The following is a 16,406-nucleotide window of genomic DNA, read 5'->3' as shown; positions in this document are numbered from 1 at the left end:
GTTTGTACTTATAAGATTTTATAGAGATCGACACCGTTCGGCCTGAGCGTGTCGAAGGCCGGCTCTCCGCGAGCCATACGCGGTGTATGGCCGTCCTCCGACGAGCTCCAGGCGAGCGGGCAAGCCATCGGCCAGCCAAAAAGAAAGGCGCCGGAGCGGCGTGCTCCGGCGCCTTTTCAGGCAGGAATGGGGGTGGGCTCAGCCGATGCGGAGCAGCTCGCTCGATGCGACCTTGAGGCCGTTGATCGTCATCTGGACCGAGCCGTTGTTGAGCTCGACATCGGTGACCTTGCCGAAGGCGTGCGCAGTCGCGGCGACCTTGGTGCCCGAGGCATCCTTGCCCTCGAGCTTGAGCGTGTAGAGGCCCGGATCGACCTTCTTGCCCGCGCTGGTCGTGCCGTCCCAGGTGAACGCGCCGGCGGCACCGGTGGCGTCGATCGGCAGCGTGTCGATCACCTTGCCCTTGGCGTCGGTGATGGTTGCAGTCATCGACGCGACGTTGCGATCCGCCGACCAGGTCCACTGCGCCGGGGTCGTGGCGCTTAGGCCCGACACTTCCGAGCTGGTCTCGACCTGCGCGCCGATCATCGCCGAGGCCTGCATCAGGTTCTGCGTGCCGAACGCCGAGAGCATTTCCTTGAGCGTCTTGGTCTGCTCGATCGACTGCTCGACCTGCGAATATTGGACGAGCTGCTGGGTGTATTGCGCGGTGTCCATCGGATCGAGCGGATCCTGGTTCTGCATCTGCGTGGTGAGCAGCTTCAGGAACATGTCGAAATCGGCGTTGATCTTGGTCGATGCCGCGGCGCTCTTGGCGTCGGAAATCGCAGTGGCGGAATTGACGGTGGTCATGGGTTTTCCTCAGGCGAGAAGGTCGACCTGCCCGTCGCTGCGGACCGGGCGGTAGATGGGTTCGGCGACGAGGGCGTCGTCATCGGAAGCGGCGAACGGGCCGCGGTTCTGCGAATGTTGGTGCTGGGCCTGCTGGCCGTTGCCGTCGCTGCCGCCGCGATTTTCGAAGCGGAAGCTCTGCGCGTCGGTGCGGACGCCGGCCTGGTCGAGCGTGCGGGCGAGATCGCCGGCATCCTGGCGCAGCAGGTCCATCGCCTGCGCGCTGTCGGTGCGGACGGTGGCCTGGAGCGCGCCCTTGTCGTCGAAGGCGAGCGTCACTTCGATCCGGCCGAGCTCGATCGGATTGAGGCGGATGCGCAGCGTTTCCTCGCCGAGCTCGACCTTCTTGGCGATCTCGACGCCGAGCGACTGGCCGAGATGGCGATGCGCGTCGATGACATGCTCGGCATGCGGCGCGGGTGCGGGTGCCGCCGGGGCGGCGGCGCGCGTGGCGTCGACCGACGCGCTGTGGTGCGCGGCAGGTGCGGCTACCGGTGCGGGGGCGTCGGCTTTGCCGAGCGTGCCGGGGACGAATTCGGGCTGGGGCTGGCCGTCGGCATTGGCGTCGGCTCCCGGTTTGCCGCCTTGCGCGGCGACCGCATCGGCGAAGTCGGTGGTGCCGGCGCCGGTAGCGGCCTGCGGCGCGCCTTCGAACGCAGCAGGTGCGGCGCCGGTCTTCTTGACCGTGGTACCGGGCGTCTGCGGTGCGGCGGCGTCGCGCGCGACGGGCTGCGGCTGGGCGGCGACGGCCTGCGGCACGACTGCGGCGGCAGGCACCGGCGCGGGGGCAGGGGCAGGCTTGGCCTCGGGCTGGGCGGGTTCGGCCTCGGCGGTCGCGGCGCGGACGCGCTTCTGCGGCTTGGCCGCGCCGGCTTCCAAGGCGGGCGTCTCGGGCTGAGCCTCGACCTCGGCGACGGCGGTCTCGACCGGGGTCTTGGCGGGCGCCTGGACGGGCGGGGCGACCACGGGCTGAGTTGCCACGGGCTCGGGCGCGACTGCGGCCGGCGCGCGCGGCGCCATTTCTGGCTTTGCCGCTTCGGGCTGCGCGTCCTCGGGCTGGGTAATTTCGGGCTGCGCAACCATCGGCTGGGCGAGCGGCGCGGCAAGGTCGGCACCTGGCGCCTGGCCGGCAACCGGCGGCGGCTCGGCCGCCGGCAGCTTGGCGGCAGTGGCCATCAGCTGCGACAGAGAGGTCGGCTGCTGGAGCCCGGGCAACGGCGGCGTGGCCGGCATGGGCTGGGAGTCGAGCTGCGCATTGGCGAGCAGGGTCTGCGACAGCTTGGCGTCGAAATGCGCGGGCATCGTGGTCGATCCGGTCAGGCCGGTGATCGCCGGCGCGCTGCCGTCGATCGCGACGCCGAGCGCATCGATGAAGCCGAGGCCGCCGGCCGCGAGAGCCGACGCAGGCTGGGTGCCCGCGCCTAGCGGAAAGCCGAAGGGGTTGATCTGCATCCGGTCGCCTCTTGCCCGGCCTCGAAGGGCCGCTTGCTTCATTATAGGAGAGTTACGGAACGAACGGGTTTCAGCCGATCGTGCCGAGCGCACGAATGCGAGCGCGGGCATGGATCTCGTTCTGCGAGAGCACCACCGTCGCGGGGCGGACGCGCTCGATGATCGAGCGGACGAACGGGCGGATCGCCGGGCTGCACAGCAGGCAGGGGATCTCGCCGTCCTGCGCCAGCTGGTCGTAGGTCTGGCGCACCGACTGGATGAACTTCTGCAATGCCGAGGGGGCCATCGCCAGCTGGCGATCGTCGCCCTGGCCGAGGATCGATTCGGCGAACGCCTGGTCCCATTCGGGCGACAAGGTGACCACCGGGATCGCCTCGCCGCGGACCTGCGATGCGCTGATCTGGCGCGCCAGGCGGCCGCGGACATGCTCGGTCATCTGGGTCAGGTTCGCGGTCAGCGGCGCGGCCTCGGCGATGCCTTCCATGATCGTCGGGATGTCGCGGATCGAGATGCCTTCGCTGAGCAGGTTCTGCAGGATGCGCTGGACGCTCGAGATCGAGACCTTGGAGGGGACGATATCGGAGACGAGCTTCTCGGCGTCCTTGTGGACTTCGGTCAGCAGCTTCTGCGTTTCGGTGTAGGAGAGCAGGTCCGAGATGTTGTCCTTGACCAGCTCGGTCAAATGGGTGGTGATGATCGTGCCGCAATCGACCACGGTCAGCCCGCGGAAGCCGGCCTCGTCGCGCAGCTCGCGATCGATCCACAGTGCAGGCAGGCCGAACACCGGCTCGGTGGTGACGTCGCCGGGCAGGCCGACCGGGCCGCCGCCCGGATTGATCAGCAGCAGCTTCTCGAGCTTGATCTCGCCGCGCGCCGCCTCGGTCTCCTTGATCGTGATGACATACTCGTTGGGCTTGAGGCCCATATTGTCGATGATGCGGACCGAGGGGAGGACGAAGCCGAAATCGGTGGCCATCTGGCGGCGGAGCGCGCGGACCTGATCGTCGAGGCGCGGCTCGCGCTGCTCGTCGTTGATCATCGGGAGCAGCGCATAGCCGATCTCGATGCGGACGGCGTCGAGCGCGAGCGTCTGCGAGATGGGCTGCTCGACGACCTGTGCCTGCGCCTGCTCCTGCGCCTCGAGGGCGAGTTCCATCGCGGCCCGGGCCTGGGCATTCTTGCTCATCTTCCATGCGGCATAGCCGGCGGCGCCCGAGAACATCGCGAAGGGGATGAAGGGCAGCCCCGGCATCAGCGCAAGCGCGCCCATCAGGAACGACACCATGCCGAACGCCTTGGGGTAGCGGCCGAGCTGCTCGCCGAGCGTGCTGCCGGTCTTGCCCTTGATGCCGCCCTTCGAGACGAGCAGGCCCGCGGCGATCGAGATGATCAGCGCCGGGATCTGGCTGACCAGGCCTTCGCCCACGGTGAGCACGGTATAGGTGTGGAACGCCTCGCCGATCGGCACGCCGTGCGAGACGACGCCGACGGTAAGGCCGACGATGATGTTGACCGCGGTGATCAGCAAGGCGGCGACCGCGTCGCCCTTCACGAACTTCGAGGCACCGTCCATCGCGCCGTAGAAGCCGCTTTCGGCCTCGACTTCGGCGCGGCGTGCCTTAGCCTGGTTCTCGTCGATCATGCCCGCCGAGAGATCGGCGTCGATCGCCATCTGCTTGCCGGGCATCGAGTCCAGGCTGAAGCGCGCGGCGACTTCGGCGATGCGGCCGGCGCCCTTGGTGATGACGACGAAGTTGATGACGATCAGGATCATGAAGATGGTGAGGCCGATGATGACCTCACCGCCCATCAGGAACTCGCCGAATGCCCCGATCACGCCGCCCGCGGCGCCGTGGCCCTCATGGCCGTGGGTGAGGATCAGCCGGGTCGAGGCGAGGTTGAGGCCGAGGCGGAACATCGTCGCGATCAGCAGGATCGTCGGGAAGGCGCTGAGCTCCAGCGGCTTCTCGATGAACAATGCGGTCATCAGGATCATCACTGCGATCGTGATCGACAGCGCCAGGCCCAGATCGAGCAACCAGCCCGGCATCGGCAGGATCAGCATGCCGATGATCGCGACCACGGCACCCGCGAGCGCGAGATCGCGGTTCATGCCGAGGCGGTTGAGGATGTTGATGGCAGCGGGGGGCATCTATCGGTCCCTGTAACCTGATGACGGCGCCTCCCTGTCTTTCGGGAGGTGTTTGGTAAATCTCGGGAAATTACGGCGCCGGAGCGACCGCGATGCCCGCCTCGATGAAGGTGCGCAGCTTGTTGCGCATCGTGCGGACCGAGATGCCGAGGATGCTCGACGCCGACGTGCGGTTGCCATGGCAGCGCTCCAGCGTGTGGAGGATCAGCTCGCGCTCGACTTCCTCGACGGTGCGGCCGACCAGGCTCTCGATCTGCAGGCTGCCCGGCTCCGACAGCTCGAGATCGAGCAGGCGGGTGCCGTCCGAGCGGACGAGGTCGTGCGGCTCGATCGCCGCGTCCTGGCCGAGCAGGACGGCGCGGTGGATGAAGTCCTCGAGCTCTCGGATGTTGCCCGGCCACGAATAGCGCGAGAGCAGCACCAAAGCGGCGTCGCTGAACGGGCGCACCGCGACGCCTTCGCCGATCGCGAACTGCGCGGCGAAATGCTGGGCGAGCTGGGCGATGTCGGCGCCGCGCGCGCGGAGCGGCGGCACTTCGACGCGGACCAGGCCCAGGCGGACGAGCAGGTCGGCGCGGAAGGCGCCAGCGGCGACGGCGCCGTCGAGGTCCATGCTGGTCGAGGCGATCAGCCGCGCCTGGAACGGCACGATCTCGTCGCCGCCGAGGCGCTGGAAGCACTGCTCCTGGAGCGCGGCGAACAGCCGGGCCTGGGTGGCGGGGGCGAGGGCGCCGACTTCGCGCAGGAAGATCGTGCCGCCGGCCGCCTTTTCGAGCCGGCCGATGCGGCGCGCGACGGCGCCCGGGAACGCGCCGGCCTCATGGCCGAACAGCTCCGATTCGAGCACGTCGGCGGCGACGCCGGCACATTCGACGACATGGAGCGGATTGGCGCGGCCCGACGCCTCGTGGATCACGCGGGCCATGACTTCCTTGCCGGTGCCCTTCTCGCCGGTGACGAGCACGGGCGCGGCGGTGGGCGCCACCGCGGTGGCAAGCGACATCGCGCGGGCGAGCACCGGATGGTCGCCGATGCGGACAGTCGCCTTGCGCTCGATCACCGAGGCGATCGCCGCAGCGATCAGCTCGCGCTGCGGGGGCAGGGGGACATAATCCTTGGCGCCGGCACGGATCGCGGCGACGGCGCGCTCGGCCGAGGCCTGGATGCCACAGGCGAGCACGGGGATGGTGAAGCGCTCGGCGCGCAGGCTGACGATGAAGCCGGCAATGTCGGCCTCGACATCGACCATCACCATGTCGCCGCCGCCTTCGCGGAGCAGGTCGAGCGCCTGGGCGGGCGCATCGGCCATCGCGACATCGGCGCCGGCATCGCGGGCGAGCTCGGCGGCGCGGCGGAACTCGCCGCCGGGCGCGCCGACCAGGATCATGCGGACAGTATCGGGCATCAACGGTCCTGACGGATGATTTCGGTGAGCGTCACGCCGAGCGCGTTGTCGATCAGCACGACTTCGCCGCGGGCGATCAGGCGATCGTTGACGAAGATATCGACCGGCTCGCCGACGCGGCGATCGAGCTCGACCACGGTGCCCGAGGTCAGGTGCAGCAGCTCGCCGACCGGCATCCGGGCGCGGCCGAGAACGGCCTGAACCTTGACCGGGACGTCGTGGACCGCCTCGAGCCCTTCCGAGCCCATCGGGGCGGACTCGGTGCCGGGGAACGGCTCGAAATCCTCGAACACGGGGCCGCTCGCCTCATTGGTCTCGGCCGGGATGATGTCATGGGGTTCGATAGTCATCTGTCGGTCCTTTGAATTAGGCTGCGTTCATCCAGGCGCGGATCACCGAGGCCGCCTCGGGCGGGCTCCCGTGGATCGCATCGCCGATGCGCTTGAGGGCGGAGAGCTTGATGCGGCCGTCGACCTGGGCGAGCGCGATCTCCTGATCGAGCAGCGGCTGTTCGGCACTGCCCATCGCTTCGAGCTGCTGCAGCGCTTCGGCGTCGCCGTCGGCGGCGCGCTCGGCGAGCGCGAGCATCTCGGGCGACTGGGCGGAGAGCGGGATCTCGCCGGCCGGCCCGGCGAGTGCGGCGACTTCGGTCTGCGGCATGATCTTGGGCTTGAGCATCTTGAGCGCGATCAGGCCGACCACGCCGATGATGATGATCTGCAGCAGGCCCCAGATCCGGTCCATCGGCAGGCTGGAGAGAAGGCCGGTGTCCTTGTCGGCGAGGCTGTCGTCATTGGCGAAGCGCATGCTCTCGACGACGACGCTGTCGCCACGCTCGGCATCCATGCCCACCGCATTCTCGACGAGGCGCTGGATGCGCTGCATCTGCGGCTGGGGTAGGCCCTTCTCGCCGCCGTCGACCATCACCGCGACGGTGAGGCGCGTGACCTTGCCGGGGCCGCGCAGCGTGACCGTCTTGGTCGAGCTGTTGTCGTAGGTGGTGTCTTCCGACGTCTGGTTGCTACGCGACTGGCGGCCGGTGCCGGGGGTGCCTGCGCCGGGAGCGGCAGCGTCGGGGAGCTGGTTGGCGACGGTCGCGGTCTGCGCGCCGGCATCCTGCTCGCTGTTCTGCTCGCCATTCTCGACGCTGACCTGGCGCGAGATCACCTGCTTGTCGGGATCGAAGACATTGGCTTCCTCGCGGGTCTGGTCGCGGTCGATCTGCGCGGAGACTTCGGCGCGGACCTTGCCCTGGCCGACGATCGGGGCGAGCAACGCCTCGATCTCCTCGCGGAGCTTGGCTTCGACGGCGGCTTGGCGCTCGTCGGCATCGGCGCCGCCAGCCGCACCCGCTTCGCCGGCACGGGCCAGCAACGCGCCGGTCTGGTCGACGACCGAGACGGCTTCGGGCGAGAGCTCGGGAACCGAGGAGGAGACGAGGTAGCGGATCGACGCGATCTGCTCGGACGACAGGCGTCCCTTGGTCTTGACGGTGACCGCGGCGGTCGCCTTGCGGCTCTCGGCGGCGAACATCGCGCGTTCGGGCATGACGATGTGGACGCGCGCGGCCGACACGTTCTGGATCGTCTGGATCGACTTGGAGAGCTCGCCCTCGACGGCGCGGGTCTCGTTCATCTTGGCGCGGCTGGAGGAGACGCCGAAGGGCTGCTCCTCGTCGAGCACTTCGTAGCCGATCTTGCCGCCGAGCTTCTCGCCGGCCATCGACATGCGGAGTTCCGCCAGCTTGTCCTGCGGCGCCAGCACCGAGGTGCCGTCGGCCGAGAGCTGGAACTCGACATTCTGCGCCTTGAGCTTCTCGGTGATCGTCGCCGCGGCGGACGGATCGAGATCGGTGTAGAGATAGCCCATCTGCGGATCGGAACCGCGCGTGGCGACGAAGGCGAGCGCGGCGAGCAGCGCGAACGCCACGCCGCCCATCAGCATCAGCCGCTTCGGGCCAAGCTGCCCGGCAAATTTCTTGATCGCTTCCAAAGCCGCCCCGTGATGTGGCCGGGGCGGAAATTGCCCCTGTCCCTTGAATTATAGAGGGGTGGCGGGCGGCAGATTGTGCCGGGTGGGAATTTTTTGCCTAGTGGCGTTTGCGGAGGGGGCGGACATGAAAAATCCTCCCCGAGCTTGCTGGGGGAGGGCGTGGTGGGGGCGCCGCGCAGCGGTGTCGGCGCTGTCGGCTGGTCCCCCTCCCGAGACAAGCTCGGGGAGGAATTTAGTTCGCGCCGGCGGGGCTGGGCAGCAGGGTCTCGAGCTCTTCCATCACCGCGGCGCGGCGGGCGCTTGCGTCGAGGGCGAGGCCGCCTTGTTCCCAGCCGATCAGCGCGTCGCCGACCGCGATGGTGACGTCGCCGATCACGGTGAGGTTGAGCTTCCGGCGGTCGCTGGCCTGGCGCTCGGCGATGCGCGCCTCGATCGCCTCGATCAGATCGGGGTTCACGCGGATCTCGAGCTCGGTGCCGCGGGCGACCTGGCCGAGCGCGCGGCCGATCGCCGCGTCGATCGTTTCGGCAGGGGCCGTCTCGATCGCACGGCCGGCGATCATGTCGGCGGCGGCGAGGGCGATCTCGGCCGCCTCGCCGGTCACGCGCTTCGAGACATCCTCGAAACGCTCGTCGAGCGCCTCGATCCCGGCATGTAGCGCATCGACGGCGCTGAGCAGCGCGACGTCGCGCTCGGCGCGCGCCTGGGCGAGCCCGGCCTCGAAACCCTCGGCGCGGGCCAGCGACACCTGCGCGCCGATATCGGCCTGGAGCAATGCGATCTCGGCCCGCAGTGCGGAGATCTCGAGCAGCATGTCGCCGCTCGGGATCGTCGCGCTCTCGCTTGCCGGCGTCGAGAAGATGCGGTCGAAGGCGAAGCGCTCGACGGTCTGGAAGTGCGCGCCCATCTCAGATGATCATCGCGTCGTCGGACTTGGGATCGACCAGCAGGATTTCGCCGCGGTCGGCCAGGCCCTTGGCGAGGCGGACGAGCGAGGACTGTGCCTCTTCGCAATCGCGCGCGCGCACCGGGCCCATCGCCGCCATGTCCTCGCGCATCAGCTTGGCCGCGCGCTCGGTCATCGCGCCGAAGAACATCTGCTTGAGCTGGTCCGGCGCGCCCTTCAGCGCCAGCGCCATCTCGCGCTTGTCGGCGTTGCGGACGATGACCGCGATCGCCGCCGGCAGCAGGTTCATCAGGTCCTCGAACGTGAACATCAGCGCGCGGATGCGCTCGGCGCTCTCGGGGGCGCTGTTGTCGAGCGCGTTGAGCATCGCTTCCTCGGTCGAGCGGTCGAGCGAGTTGAACAGCTCGGCCATCGCCTCGTGCGGGTCGCGCTTCTGCGAACGCGAGAGGTTGGTCATGAACTCGCTCTTGAGCGTCTGCTCGACCTGGTTGATCACGTCCTTCTGGACGGTTTCCATCCGCAGCATGCGCATGACGACGTCGACCGAGAAATCGCGCGGCAGCTCGGCGATCACGCGCGCGGCGTGATCGGGGCGCAGCTTCGACAGGATGACCGCGACGGTCTGCGGATATTCGTGCTTGAGCGCGCCGGCGAGGACGGACTCGCTGACGTTGGAGAGCTTGTCCCACATGGTGCGACCCGAGGGACCACGAATGTCTTCCATGATCTCCCGAACCTTCTCGTTCGGGAGGATGCCGGCGAGCAGCCGCTCGGTGGTCTCGTAGCTGCCGTGCATCGACGCCATGCTGGCGATCTCGCCGGTGAACTGGACGAGCAGATGCTCGACCACGGCCGAGGGGATGCGGCCCAGCCCGGCGATCGTCGAGGACAGTTCCTTGATCTCTTCGGTGGTAAGCTGTTCCCAGATGGGCGCGCCATGATCGCGGCCGAGCGCGAGCATCAGCGCAGCCGCACGCTGCGGCCCGCTGTAGCGCTTCAGTTCGGGCGGCTCGGCAATCGGCGCCATCAAGCTCATTCTGGACCCCTCACAGAAAAATGCGTGCGAGCAGGCGGAAGTGCGCGCTCTCGCCTCTATTATAGGAGCATGGGGAAGAGGTGCGGTTGCGATGTCGGTTAATTTTTCCGGAAGTCTGATGGGGTTGAGCCTGCTGACGGGGGACTCGTCGGTCTTCTCGTTCGCGACCAACACCGTCGCGTTCGACAGCAAGGCGGTCCGCGTCGCAAAGGCGCAGTTTACCCTCGCCGAGACCACCCCGCCCTGGAAGGAAGCGTCGAAGAACACGTCGGTGTCGGCGCAGCTCGCATCGATCCTCGCCTCCAAGACCTTCATCGACAAGATGAACAGCAACACCGCGCTGCTCCCCGACGACATCAAGACCAGCTTCACCGCGTACAAGGCGCTCGAGCAACTGCGCGTGCTGGCCGAGGCGGCGACGGTGAAGACCGCGACCTCGGCGCAGCTCGCCCAGTATAACAAGGTGTTCGCCAAGGGGATGGCGGACCTCCAGACCTATCTGACCAGCGCGCCCTCGGACCTGGTCAATTTGTCTTTCGGCAAGCCGACCTCTACGGCGCAGTCGAGCAAGCTCGGTGCCTCCGCGGCCTATGAGGTCAAGGGCAAGCCGCTTGCCGGCAGCCGCACCGATGCGCTGCCCAATTTGACCGGCCAGGAACAGTTCAGCGTCAAGATCGCGCGCGGCACGCTCACCGAGACCTTCACGGTCGACCTGTCGCAGGGGCCGCAGCCGCCGACGCTCGATTCGTTGACCTCGCAGCTCAACAGCGCAATCACCGCCTCGGTGATCTACAAGTCCGATGGCACGCCGCAGCTCGATCCCAAGGGCGAGGAAGTGACGCGCTGGGCCGCGCGCTTCGAGCCGGTATACAGCGGCGGCAAATGGGCGATGAAGCTCAACACCCCCGATGGGCTCGAACAGGTCTCGCTCGACCAGATCGGAGCGAAGGATTCGCTCGTGGTCGCGACCGGGCAGACCGCGCTCGACGCGCCGACCGCCACCCAGGTGTTCCGCCTCAACGATCCCAGCGGCGACAGCACGCGCGTGTCGATGGCGACGATCGCCGCGCTCGACCGCCAGGCGACCGCGCAGAACACACTTGCCGGCAAGACCACGACGGTGACCACGACGACCACCGACATGGACGGCAAGATCAAGACCAACACCAGCAAGACCAGCAACGTCTACGCCGCCACCGATGCCGCTGCGATCGCCACCGACGCTGCGGGCAATTCCTATGTCGTCGGCACCACCGCGGGCGATCTTGGCGCCAACAAGTCGGACGGCGACAACAACCTGTTCCTCACCAAGATGGACGGTTCGGGCAAGGTCGTCTGGCAGCGCAGCCTGGGCGCCAGCGGTTCCTCGACCGGCGCGGCGGTGTCGATCGGCAGCGATGGCAGCATCGTCGTCGCGGGCACCGTCACCGGCAGCTTCAACGGCGTCACCTCGGCCGACGGCGACATGGTCGTCGCCAAATATGCCGCCAATGGCGACGAGAAATTCTCGACCGTGGTCCGCTCGGTCGGCACCGACGCCGCCAAGGCAGTGACGGTCGGCGCCGACGGATCGGTGTTCGTCGGCGGACGCACCGCGGGCAATAATGGCGATGCGTTCGTCGCGCGCGTCGATGCCAGCGGCAAGCTCGCCGAGCGCCGCACGATCACCGGCGCGGGCGCGGATGCGATCAACGCGCTGGCCATGGACAAGGACGGCAATCTGCTCGCCGTGGTCAACCAGGACGGCAATGCCTCGGTCCGGAAGATGAGCGCGTCGTCGCTGTCGACCGATCTGGCCAGCATCGACCTGGGCACCGCCGATGTCCGCGCGATCGCGGTGGCGGCTGACGGCACCATCGCGGTGGGCGGTGCGACCAGCGCGGCGCTGACCGGCAGCCAGGTCAACGCCAAGAGCGGCGGCCGCGACGGCTTTGTCGCGCGGATCGATGCCGGCCTGTCGGGCGCGAGCGTGACCTATATCGGCTCATCCGAAGACGACCAGGTCGATAGCATCGCCTTCATGGGCGACGAGCTCTATGCCGGCGGGCGCACGACCGGCGATCTTGCCGCCACGCGCCGCGGGCCGACCGACGGCTTCGTCACCCGGATCGACTCCGCGACCGGCGCGATCGAGAACACCACCCAGTTCGGCCAGGCGCTGCTGCGCACCGAGCCGGTCCGCATCGCCGGCGATGTCGGCGGCGCCAACGCGATCTCGGCGCTCGGCTTCGGCCGCGGCACGATCAACGCGGCGGTCTCCGACAAGATCACCACCCAGACGACGATGCGCGCGGGCGACTTCTTCTCGATCAAGGCCGATGGCGGCGCGGTCCGGAAGATCACGATCGAGGCGGGCGACACGCTCAAGACGATCGCGACGCGGATGCAGGGCATGCTCGGCGCGTCGAAGGGCACCGTGACTGCGACGGCGATCGACGGCATCCAGCAGCTGCGCATCACGATGAAGCCGGGCCACGAGCTCGAGCTGATCCCGGGCGGCACCGATACCGACGCGCTTGCCAAGCTGGGCATCGAGCCGCAGCGCATCGCCACCCAGGCGACGCTGTCGAGCAGCGCGCCCAAGGTGCGCCCGGGCGGCAATTTCGGCATGGACCTGAGCGACGCGCTCAGCCTGTCGACGATCGACAACGCCAAGGTCGCGATGAAAAAGATCGAAGATGCGATCTCGATGACCCAGACCGCCTATCGCTCGCTATATTGGGATGAGGGCAAGGCGAAGATCGTCGATGGCGTCAAGAACACCGCCACCGGCACGCAATCGACCGCGCGCGAGAGCGCGCAGCTCGCAAATTATCAGGCGGCGCTCAACCGATTGAATTCGGGTGCGTCCTCGACCTTGGGATTCTGACCTCATGAACACGCCTCCGATCCTTTCGGGTATTCGCGAGCGGATGCAGAACCTGTCCGAGCGCCAGCGCGTCGTCGCCCAGAACCTCGCGAACAGCGAGACGCCGGGCTACAAGGCGCGCGAGGTCGCCGCGCCCGATTTCGCGTCGCTGGTCGGCGGCAGCGGCAGGATCGCCACGCCGAAGGTCGAGCTGACGGACCGGATGAAGGGCCTGGGCGCGATCCAGCCGCTCGGCGCCGGGGTGATCCTCGACAAGGACATCACCGAGACCAAGCCCGACGGCAACAACGTGACGCTCGAAGAGCAACTGCTCAAGATGGGCGAGATCCAGGCCGACTTCACCGCGATGACCAGCCTATACCGCAAGCAGATGATGATGCTGAAGACCGCGGTCGGCGGGCGGGGCTGATAAGGCGGGCAAATCCGTCGATTACGCCATGATCTTCAGCTCGCCTTGAGATAGAGTGGTATTCGCGCCGTTGTGTGCCATATTATTGGCATGTCGAGAGCGCAGCCATGAGCGAGACGACAAATCTCAGGGACACGTACCGCGTGCTTTCTATGAGACAGCGGGCCATGCTTCGCATGACCGGCGCAAGCTTCACGAGCAAGGAGATTGGGACGCAGCTCGGGCTGGCGCCGGCGAACGTGGATGCCCATCTTCGAACGGCAGTCCGTATCCTAGGCGCTGCGAACCGGCAGGAGGCGGCGCGTCAGCTCTTGCTCTACGAGGCGTCCAAGGTGCGCCTCGATGCTCAGTTGGATGATCCGGTCTTGAGCGGCGAAGCGTTTGACGAGCATGGTTTCGTGCCCGAAGGGCTTCCCCTGATCTCTTCGACGAAGCCTGTTTCAGGCAAGGTGCCCGTGGAGCGGTTCGTCGGTGGCGCTTCGCCGACGCATGGCTCGATCCCGCTGCCGATGGCGACGGCGGGACTGGGGCTGGTGATCGCGCTGCTGAGCGCGGGACACCTGTCGTCCTGGCATGGTCTGTTGGGCGGATTGCTACTTGGTTTTGTCCTGATCCTGGGCAAGGCCATGATCACTGCCACCAATCCAGGGATGGCTTCTGGCCAGACGCAAGAATGAGCGACGACCCCGACGGTGGACCGAAGGGGTTCTCAGCGTTCTGGAACACGTTGCAGAAGGAACTGCAGAGCCCTTGGGATTGGGCGGCGGCATGCGCGGGTGGGGCGGTAGGCTTCGTTGCGAGTGCGGCGGTCTTCCACGCGGATCTGGGTGCATCTGCTGGCGCCGGCGCACTAACGGCCGTTTCGGCGCGCAAGGCCGGCGCTGCCTCGTTGCGAAGCCGCACGCTCCGAAAACGCACAGAGTCTTTCCTGTCGATCCTGGACCGGGAGGTGCAGTCCGGGTTGGGGCCCGAGGGGGCACCTGTCGTTCAGCTGCTCCAAAACGTGCAGCGTGACCTCGAGCTCTTCCAGGATAAGGTCATTACCGCAGACGAGTATGACGCGCTCTTTCAGCAGCACATTGCGGGATATCGAACGATGCGAAGCTGAGCATCGACTGCTCGCCCGCGCGCCCAGTGGGTCACGGCGCCCACTTGCAAGCCCGTCTTGTCGTAAGCGCAACTGCCCCTATTGGGCGGGCATCGCAGCGTCGAGATGCCAGCCGTGACTATCCTTGACCATCGGCTTGCCGCAGCCGGTGCAATGGCTGCGCACTACCGGCCCGTCATACCAGGCGCGGCGCCGGTCTCTTTGATGGGATCCGAGCAGGCAACGCGGCAATTGCAACAGGTTCATGGGCCGACCCTCCAATCCCGCGAGGGGATCTACGAAGGGTATAAGCCGGATTCAGCGATGCATCCAGCCATGTGTCTGGATCGTTTCGGCGCGGCCGGCGGGGCAGCGCCCGAGCGCGATCAGAGCTTCGCGTTGATCGAGATCGGGGCAGGGGCGTCCATGCCGCCCAGGCCGCCGCACGCGCCATAGGTGGTGCTGCGCGTGCCGGTGAGGCGCTGGGCCTCGGCGGCGATCGCACCCATCATGTCGACCGAAAGCTCGATCTGGCGCGAAAGGATCTGCTGGTTGACGGCCGAGGCGTCGCGCAAGTCGCGGCTGGCGTCGGAGAGCAGCACGCGCTCCTCCTCGTCGAGCGCTTCGACCCAATTGGGCGTCTCGCGCTTGAGGCGGGCGAAGTCGGCTTCGATCCGGCCGGTGAGGCGCAGCTTGGCCGCGGCGATCTCGCCGAGTTCGGGGATGTACGCTTTGCGCGCAAGCTTCTCGCTTTCCTCTTCCATCAGCGAAGTGAGCGAAACCATCGCGTCGATGAGCTGTGCGGTCATTACTGTCCCTGCTGGAGCTTGAGGATCGAATCGAGCACGATCGGCGCGAGGCCGACGCCGCCGCGATTGGCCATTTCGGTGCCGAGCTTCTCGGCGAGGACGCCCTTGAACATCTCTTCGCCGGCGCCGCCGTTGATCTCGCCCTTCTCGACGCTTTCGAGCATCATCTTGGTCATCTGGCCGAGGAACATCGCTTCGAAGTCCTTGGCGGTCTGGGCGTTCTTGACGTCGACTTTCCGCGGCTGGCTGGCCGCCGACGTGGCCGACACTGCATTGAGTTCGTTCATTACTGGACCTCGATCTCGGCCTGGAGCGCGCCGGCGCTCTTCACGGCCTGAAGGATGGTGATCAGATCGCGCGGGCTCACCCCGAGGGTGTTGAGGCCGCTGACCAGCGACTGGAGCGAGGCGCCGCTGACCATCGCGAGATGGGCGCCGTTGCCATCGTCGACTTGGACGTCGGTGCGCGGCACCACGGTGGTCTGGCCGTTCGAGAGCGGGGCGGGCTGCGAGACCTGCGGACGCTCGGTGACGGTGATGGTCAGCCCGCCCTGGGCGATGGCAACCGGGGTGATCTTGACGTCGGCGTTCATCACGACGGTGCCCGAGGCTTCGTTGATTACGACGCGCGCCGGCTGATCGACCTTGATCGATAGGTCGCCGATGCGGGTGACGAGGTCGATCACGTTGCCGACGAAATTGGCGGCGGGCTGGACTTGCACCGTGCCGGGATCCAGCACGGTCGCGCTGCCCGGATATTTGTCGTTGATCGCGCCGGCGATGCGGTCGGCAGTGGCGAAATCGGGGTTCTTGAGCGCGAGCTTCAGGCTCGTCGCCGAGGTGAGCGAATAGGGGACTTCGCGCTCGACGATCGCGCCACCGGCGATGCGCGCGGAGGTGGTCACGCCGCGGCTGACGCTGGCGGCAGCGCCCTGGCCCTTGAAGCCGGACACGGCGACATTGCCCTGTGCGACCGCGTAGATCTCGCCATCGAGCGCGCGCAGCGACGAGGCGATCAGCGTGCCGCCCTGAAGGCTGGACGCGTCGCCGAGTGCTGCGACCTGCACGTCGATCCGCGAACCCGAGCGCGAGAAGGGCGGCATCGTCGCAGTGATCGAGACCGCCGCGACATTCTGCGTGCGCATGTTGGTCCCGCGAATATTGACCCCCATCCGCTCGAGCATCGCCTGCATCGATTCTTCGGTGAAGGGCGCGTTGCGCATGCGATCACCGGTGCCGGCGAGGCCGACGACGAGGCCGTAGCCGACGAGCTGGTTCTCGCGGACGTTCTCGACATCGACGATGTCCTTGATCCGCGTCTGCGCGGAAGCGTGCGTACTGGCCCCAAGTGCCAGAAGCGAAAGCAGGAACCAGGCGACGATGCGCTGCATAAACCCT

At 67.5% G+C, this 16,406-nt stretch carries 16 protein-coding genes; 4 read left to right on the top strand and 12 right to left on the bottom strand.

Translation table 11 applies throughout. The annotated features are described in order from the left end of the window. Nucleotides 1-198: 198 nt before the first annotated feature. From RZN05_RS10465 to RZN05_RS10430, 8 genes are all read right to left on the bottom strand, one after another. A complete protein-coding gene (locus tag RZN05_RS10465) occupies nt 199-852 on the bottom strand; it encodes a flagellar hook assembly protein FlgD (RefSeq protein ID WP_317226558.1) in 654 nt (217 codons plus the stop codon). 9 nt (nt 853-861) lie between these two features. Next, nucleotides 862-2,343 (bottom strand): flagellar hook-length control protein FliK, encoded by a 1,482-nt coding sequence (locus RZN05_RS10460; protein ID WP_317226557.1) that lies wholly within the window; start codon nt 2,341-2,343, stop codon nt 862-864. A gap of 70 nt (nt 2,344-2,413) precedes the next feature. Continuing rightward, nucleotides 2,414-4,495, bottom strand: coding sequence for a flagellar biosynthesis protein FlhA (gene flhA / locus RZN05_RS10455; RefSeq protein ID WP_317226556.1), 2,082 nt, complete (start codon nt 4,493-4,495; stop codon nt 2,414-2,416). 70 nt (nt 4,496-4,565) lie between these two features. Continuing rightward, nucleotides 4,566-5,900 carry a sigma-54-dependent transcriptional regulator gene (locus RZN05_RS10450; RefSeq protein WP_317226555.1) on the bottom strand — a complete coding sequence of 445 codons (1,335 nt, stop codon included), beginning with the start codon at nt 5,898-5,900 and terminating at the stop codon, nt 4,566-4,568. After that, nucleotides 5,900-6,250, bottom strand: coding sequence for a flagellar motor switch protein FliN (fliN, locus tag RZN05_RS10445; protein ID WP_317226554.1), 351 nt, complete (start codon nt 6,248-6,250; stop codon nt 5,900-5,902). Before fliN ends, RZN05_RS10450 begins: the two co-directional genes overlap by 1 nt. 16 nt (nt 6,251-6,266) lie before the next feature. Then, the gene (gene fliF, locus RZN05_RS10440; protein ID WP_394804799.1) at nt 6,267-7,892 is read right to left on the bottom strand and encodes a flagellar basal-body MS-ring/collar protein FliF; all 1,626 of its coding nucleotides are present in this window, start codon (nt 7,890-7,892) and stop codon (nt 6,267-6,269) included. A 232-nt stretch (nt 7,893-8,124) separates the two neighbouring features. Then, nucleotides 8,125-8,799: a FliH/SctL family protein gene (locus RZN05_RS10435; RefSeq protein WP_317226553.1), complete on the bottom strand. Its 675-nt coding sequence runs from the start codon at nt 8,797-8,799 to the stop codon at nt 8,125-8,127. A 1-nt stretch (nt 8,800) separates the two neighbouring features. Next, nucleotides 8,801-9,835, bottom strand: a complete 1,035-nt coding sequence (locus tag RZN05_RS10430) for a flagellar motor switch protein FliG (protein WP_317226552.1) — start codon at nt 9,833-9,835, stop codon at nt 8,801-8,803. Between the two features lie 118 nt (nt 9,836-9,953). Between RZN05_RS10430 and RZN05_RS10425 the strand changes: the two genes are divergently transcribed. The 4 genes from RZN05_RS10425 (at nt 9,954) to RZN05_RS10410 (ending at nt 14,221) form a co-directional block, all read left to right on the top strand. Then, nucleotides 9,954-12,704, top strand: a complete 2,751-nt coding sequence (locus RZN05_RS10425) for an autotransporter outer membrane beta-barrel domain-containing protein (RefSeq protein WP_317226551.1) — start codon at nt 9,954-9,956, stop codon at nt 12,702-12,704. A 4-nt stretch (nt 12,705-12,708) separates the two neighbouring features. Next, on the top strand, nt 12,709-13,113 hold the full coding sequence (locus RZN05_RS10420) for a flagellar basal body protein (protein WP_317226550.1): 405 nt from the start codon (nt 12,709-12,711) through the stop codon (nt 13,111-13,113). Between the two features lie 107 nt (nt 13,114-13,220). After that, nucleotides 13,221-13,790: a helix-turn-helix domain-containing protein gene (locus RZN05_RS10415; RefSeq protein ID WP_317226549.1), complete on the top strand. Its 570-nt coding sequence runs from the start codon at nt 13,221-13,223 to the stop codon at nt 13,788-13,790. Continuing rightward, nucleotides 13,787-14,221 carry a hypothetical protein gene (locus tag RZN05_RS10410; RefSeq protein WP_317226548.1) on the top strand — a complete coding sequence of 145 codons (435 nt, stop codon included), beginning with the start codon at nt 13,787-13,789 and terminating at the stop codon, nt 14,219-14,221. Before RZN05_RS10415 ends, RZN05_RS10410 begins: the two co-directional genes overlap by 4 nt. A gap of 78 nt (nt 14,222-14,299) precedes the next feature. On the opposite strand, the gene RZN05_RS10405 is transcribed toward RZN05_RS10410, so the two are convergent. From RZN05_RS10405 to RZN05_RS10390, 4 genes are all read right to left on the bottom strand, one after another. Continuing rightward, a complete protein-coding gene (locus RZN05_RS10405; protein ID WP_317226547.1) occupies nt 14,300-14,467 on the bottom strand; it encodes a hypothetical protein in 168 nt (55 codons plus the stop codon). A gap of 119 nt (nt 14,468-14,586) precedes the next feature. Beyond that, the gene (locus RZN05_RS10400; protein ID WP_317226546.1) at nt 14,587-15,009 is read right to left on the bottom strand and encodes a flagellar protein FlgN; all 423 of its coding nucleotides are present in this window, start codon (nt 15,007-15,009) and stop codon (nt 14,587-14,589) included. Then, entirely contained in the window at nt 15,009-15,296 is a 288-nt protein-coding gene (locus RZN05_RS10395) for a rod-binding protein (protein ID WP_317226545.1), read from the bottom strand. Before RZN05_RS10395 ends, RZN05_RS10400 begins: the two co-directional genes overlap by 1 nt. Further along, on the bottom strand, nt 15,296-16,399 hold the full coding sequence (locus RZN05_RS10390; protein ID WP_317226544.1) for a flagellar basal body P-ring protein FlgI: 1,104 nt from the start codon (nt 16,397-16,399) through the stop codon (nt 15,296-15,298). The genes RZN05_RS10395 and RZN05_RS10390 overlap by 1 nt, the downstream gene beginning before the upstream one ends. Nucleotides 16,400-16,406: the final 7 nt, after the last annotated feature.

This window comes from Sphingomonas sp. HF-S4 (assembly GCF_032911445.1).
Lineage (GTDB): Bacteria > Pseudomonadota > Alphaproteobacteria > Sphingomonadales > Sphingomonadaceae > Sphingomonas > Sphingomonas agrestis.
This window is presented reverse-complemented; position numbering and strand designations above follow the sequence as displayed.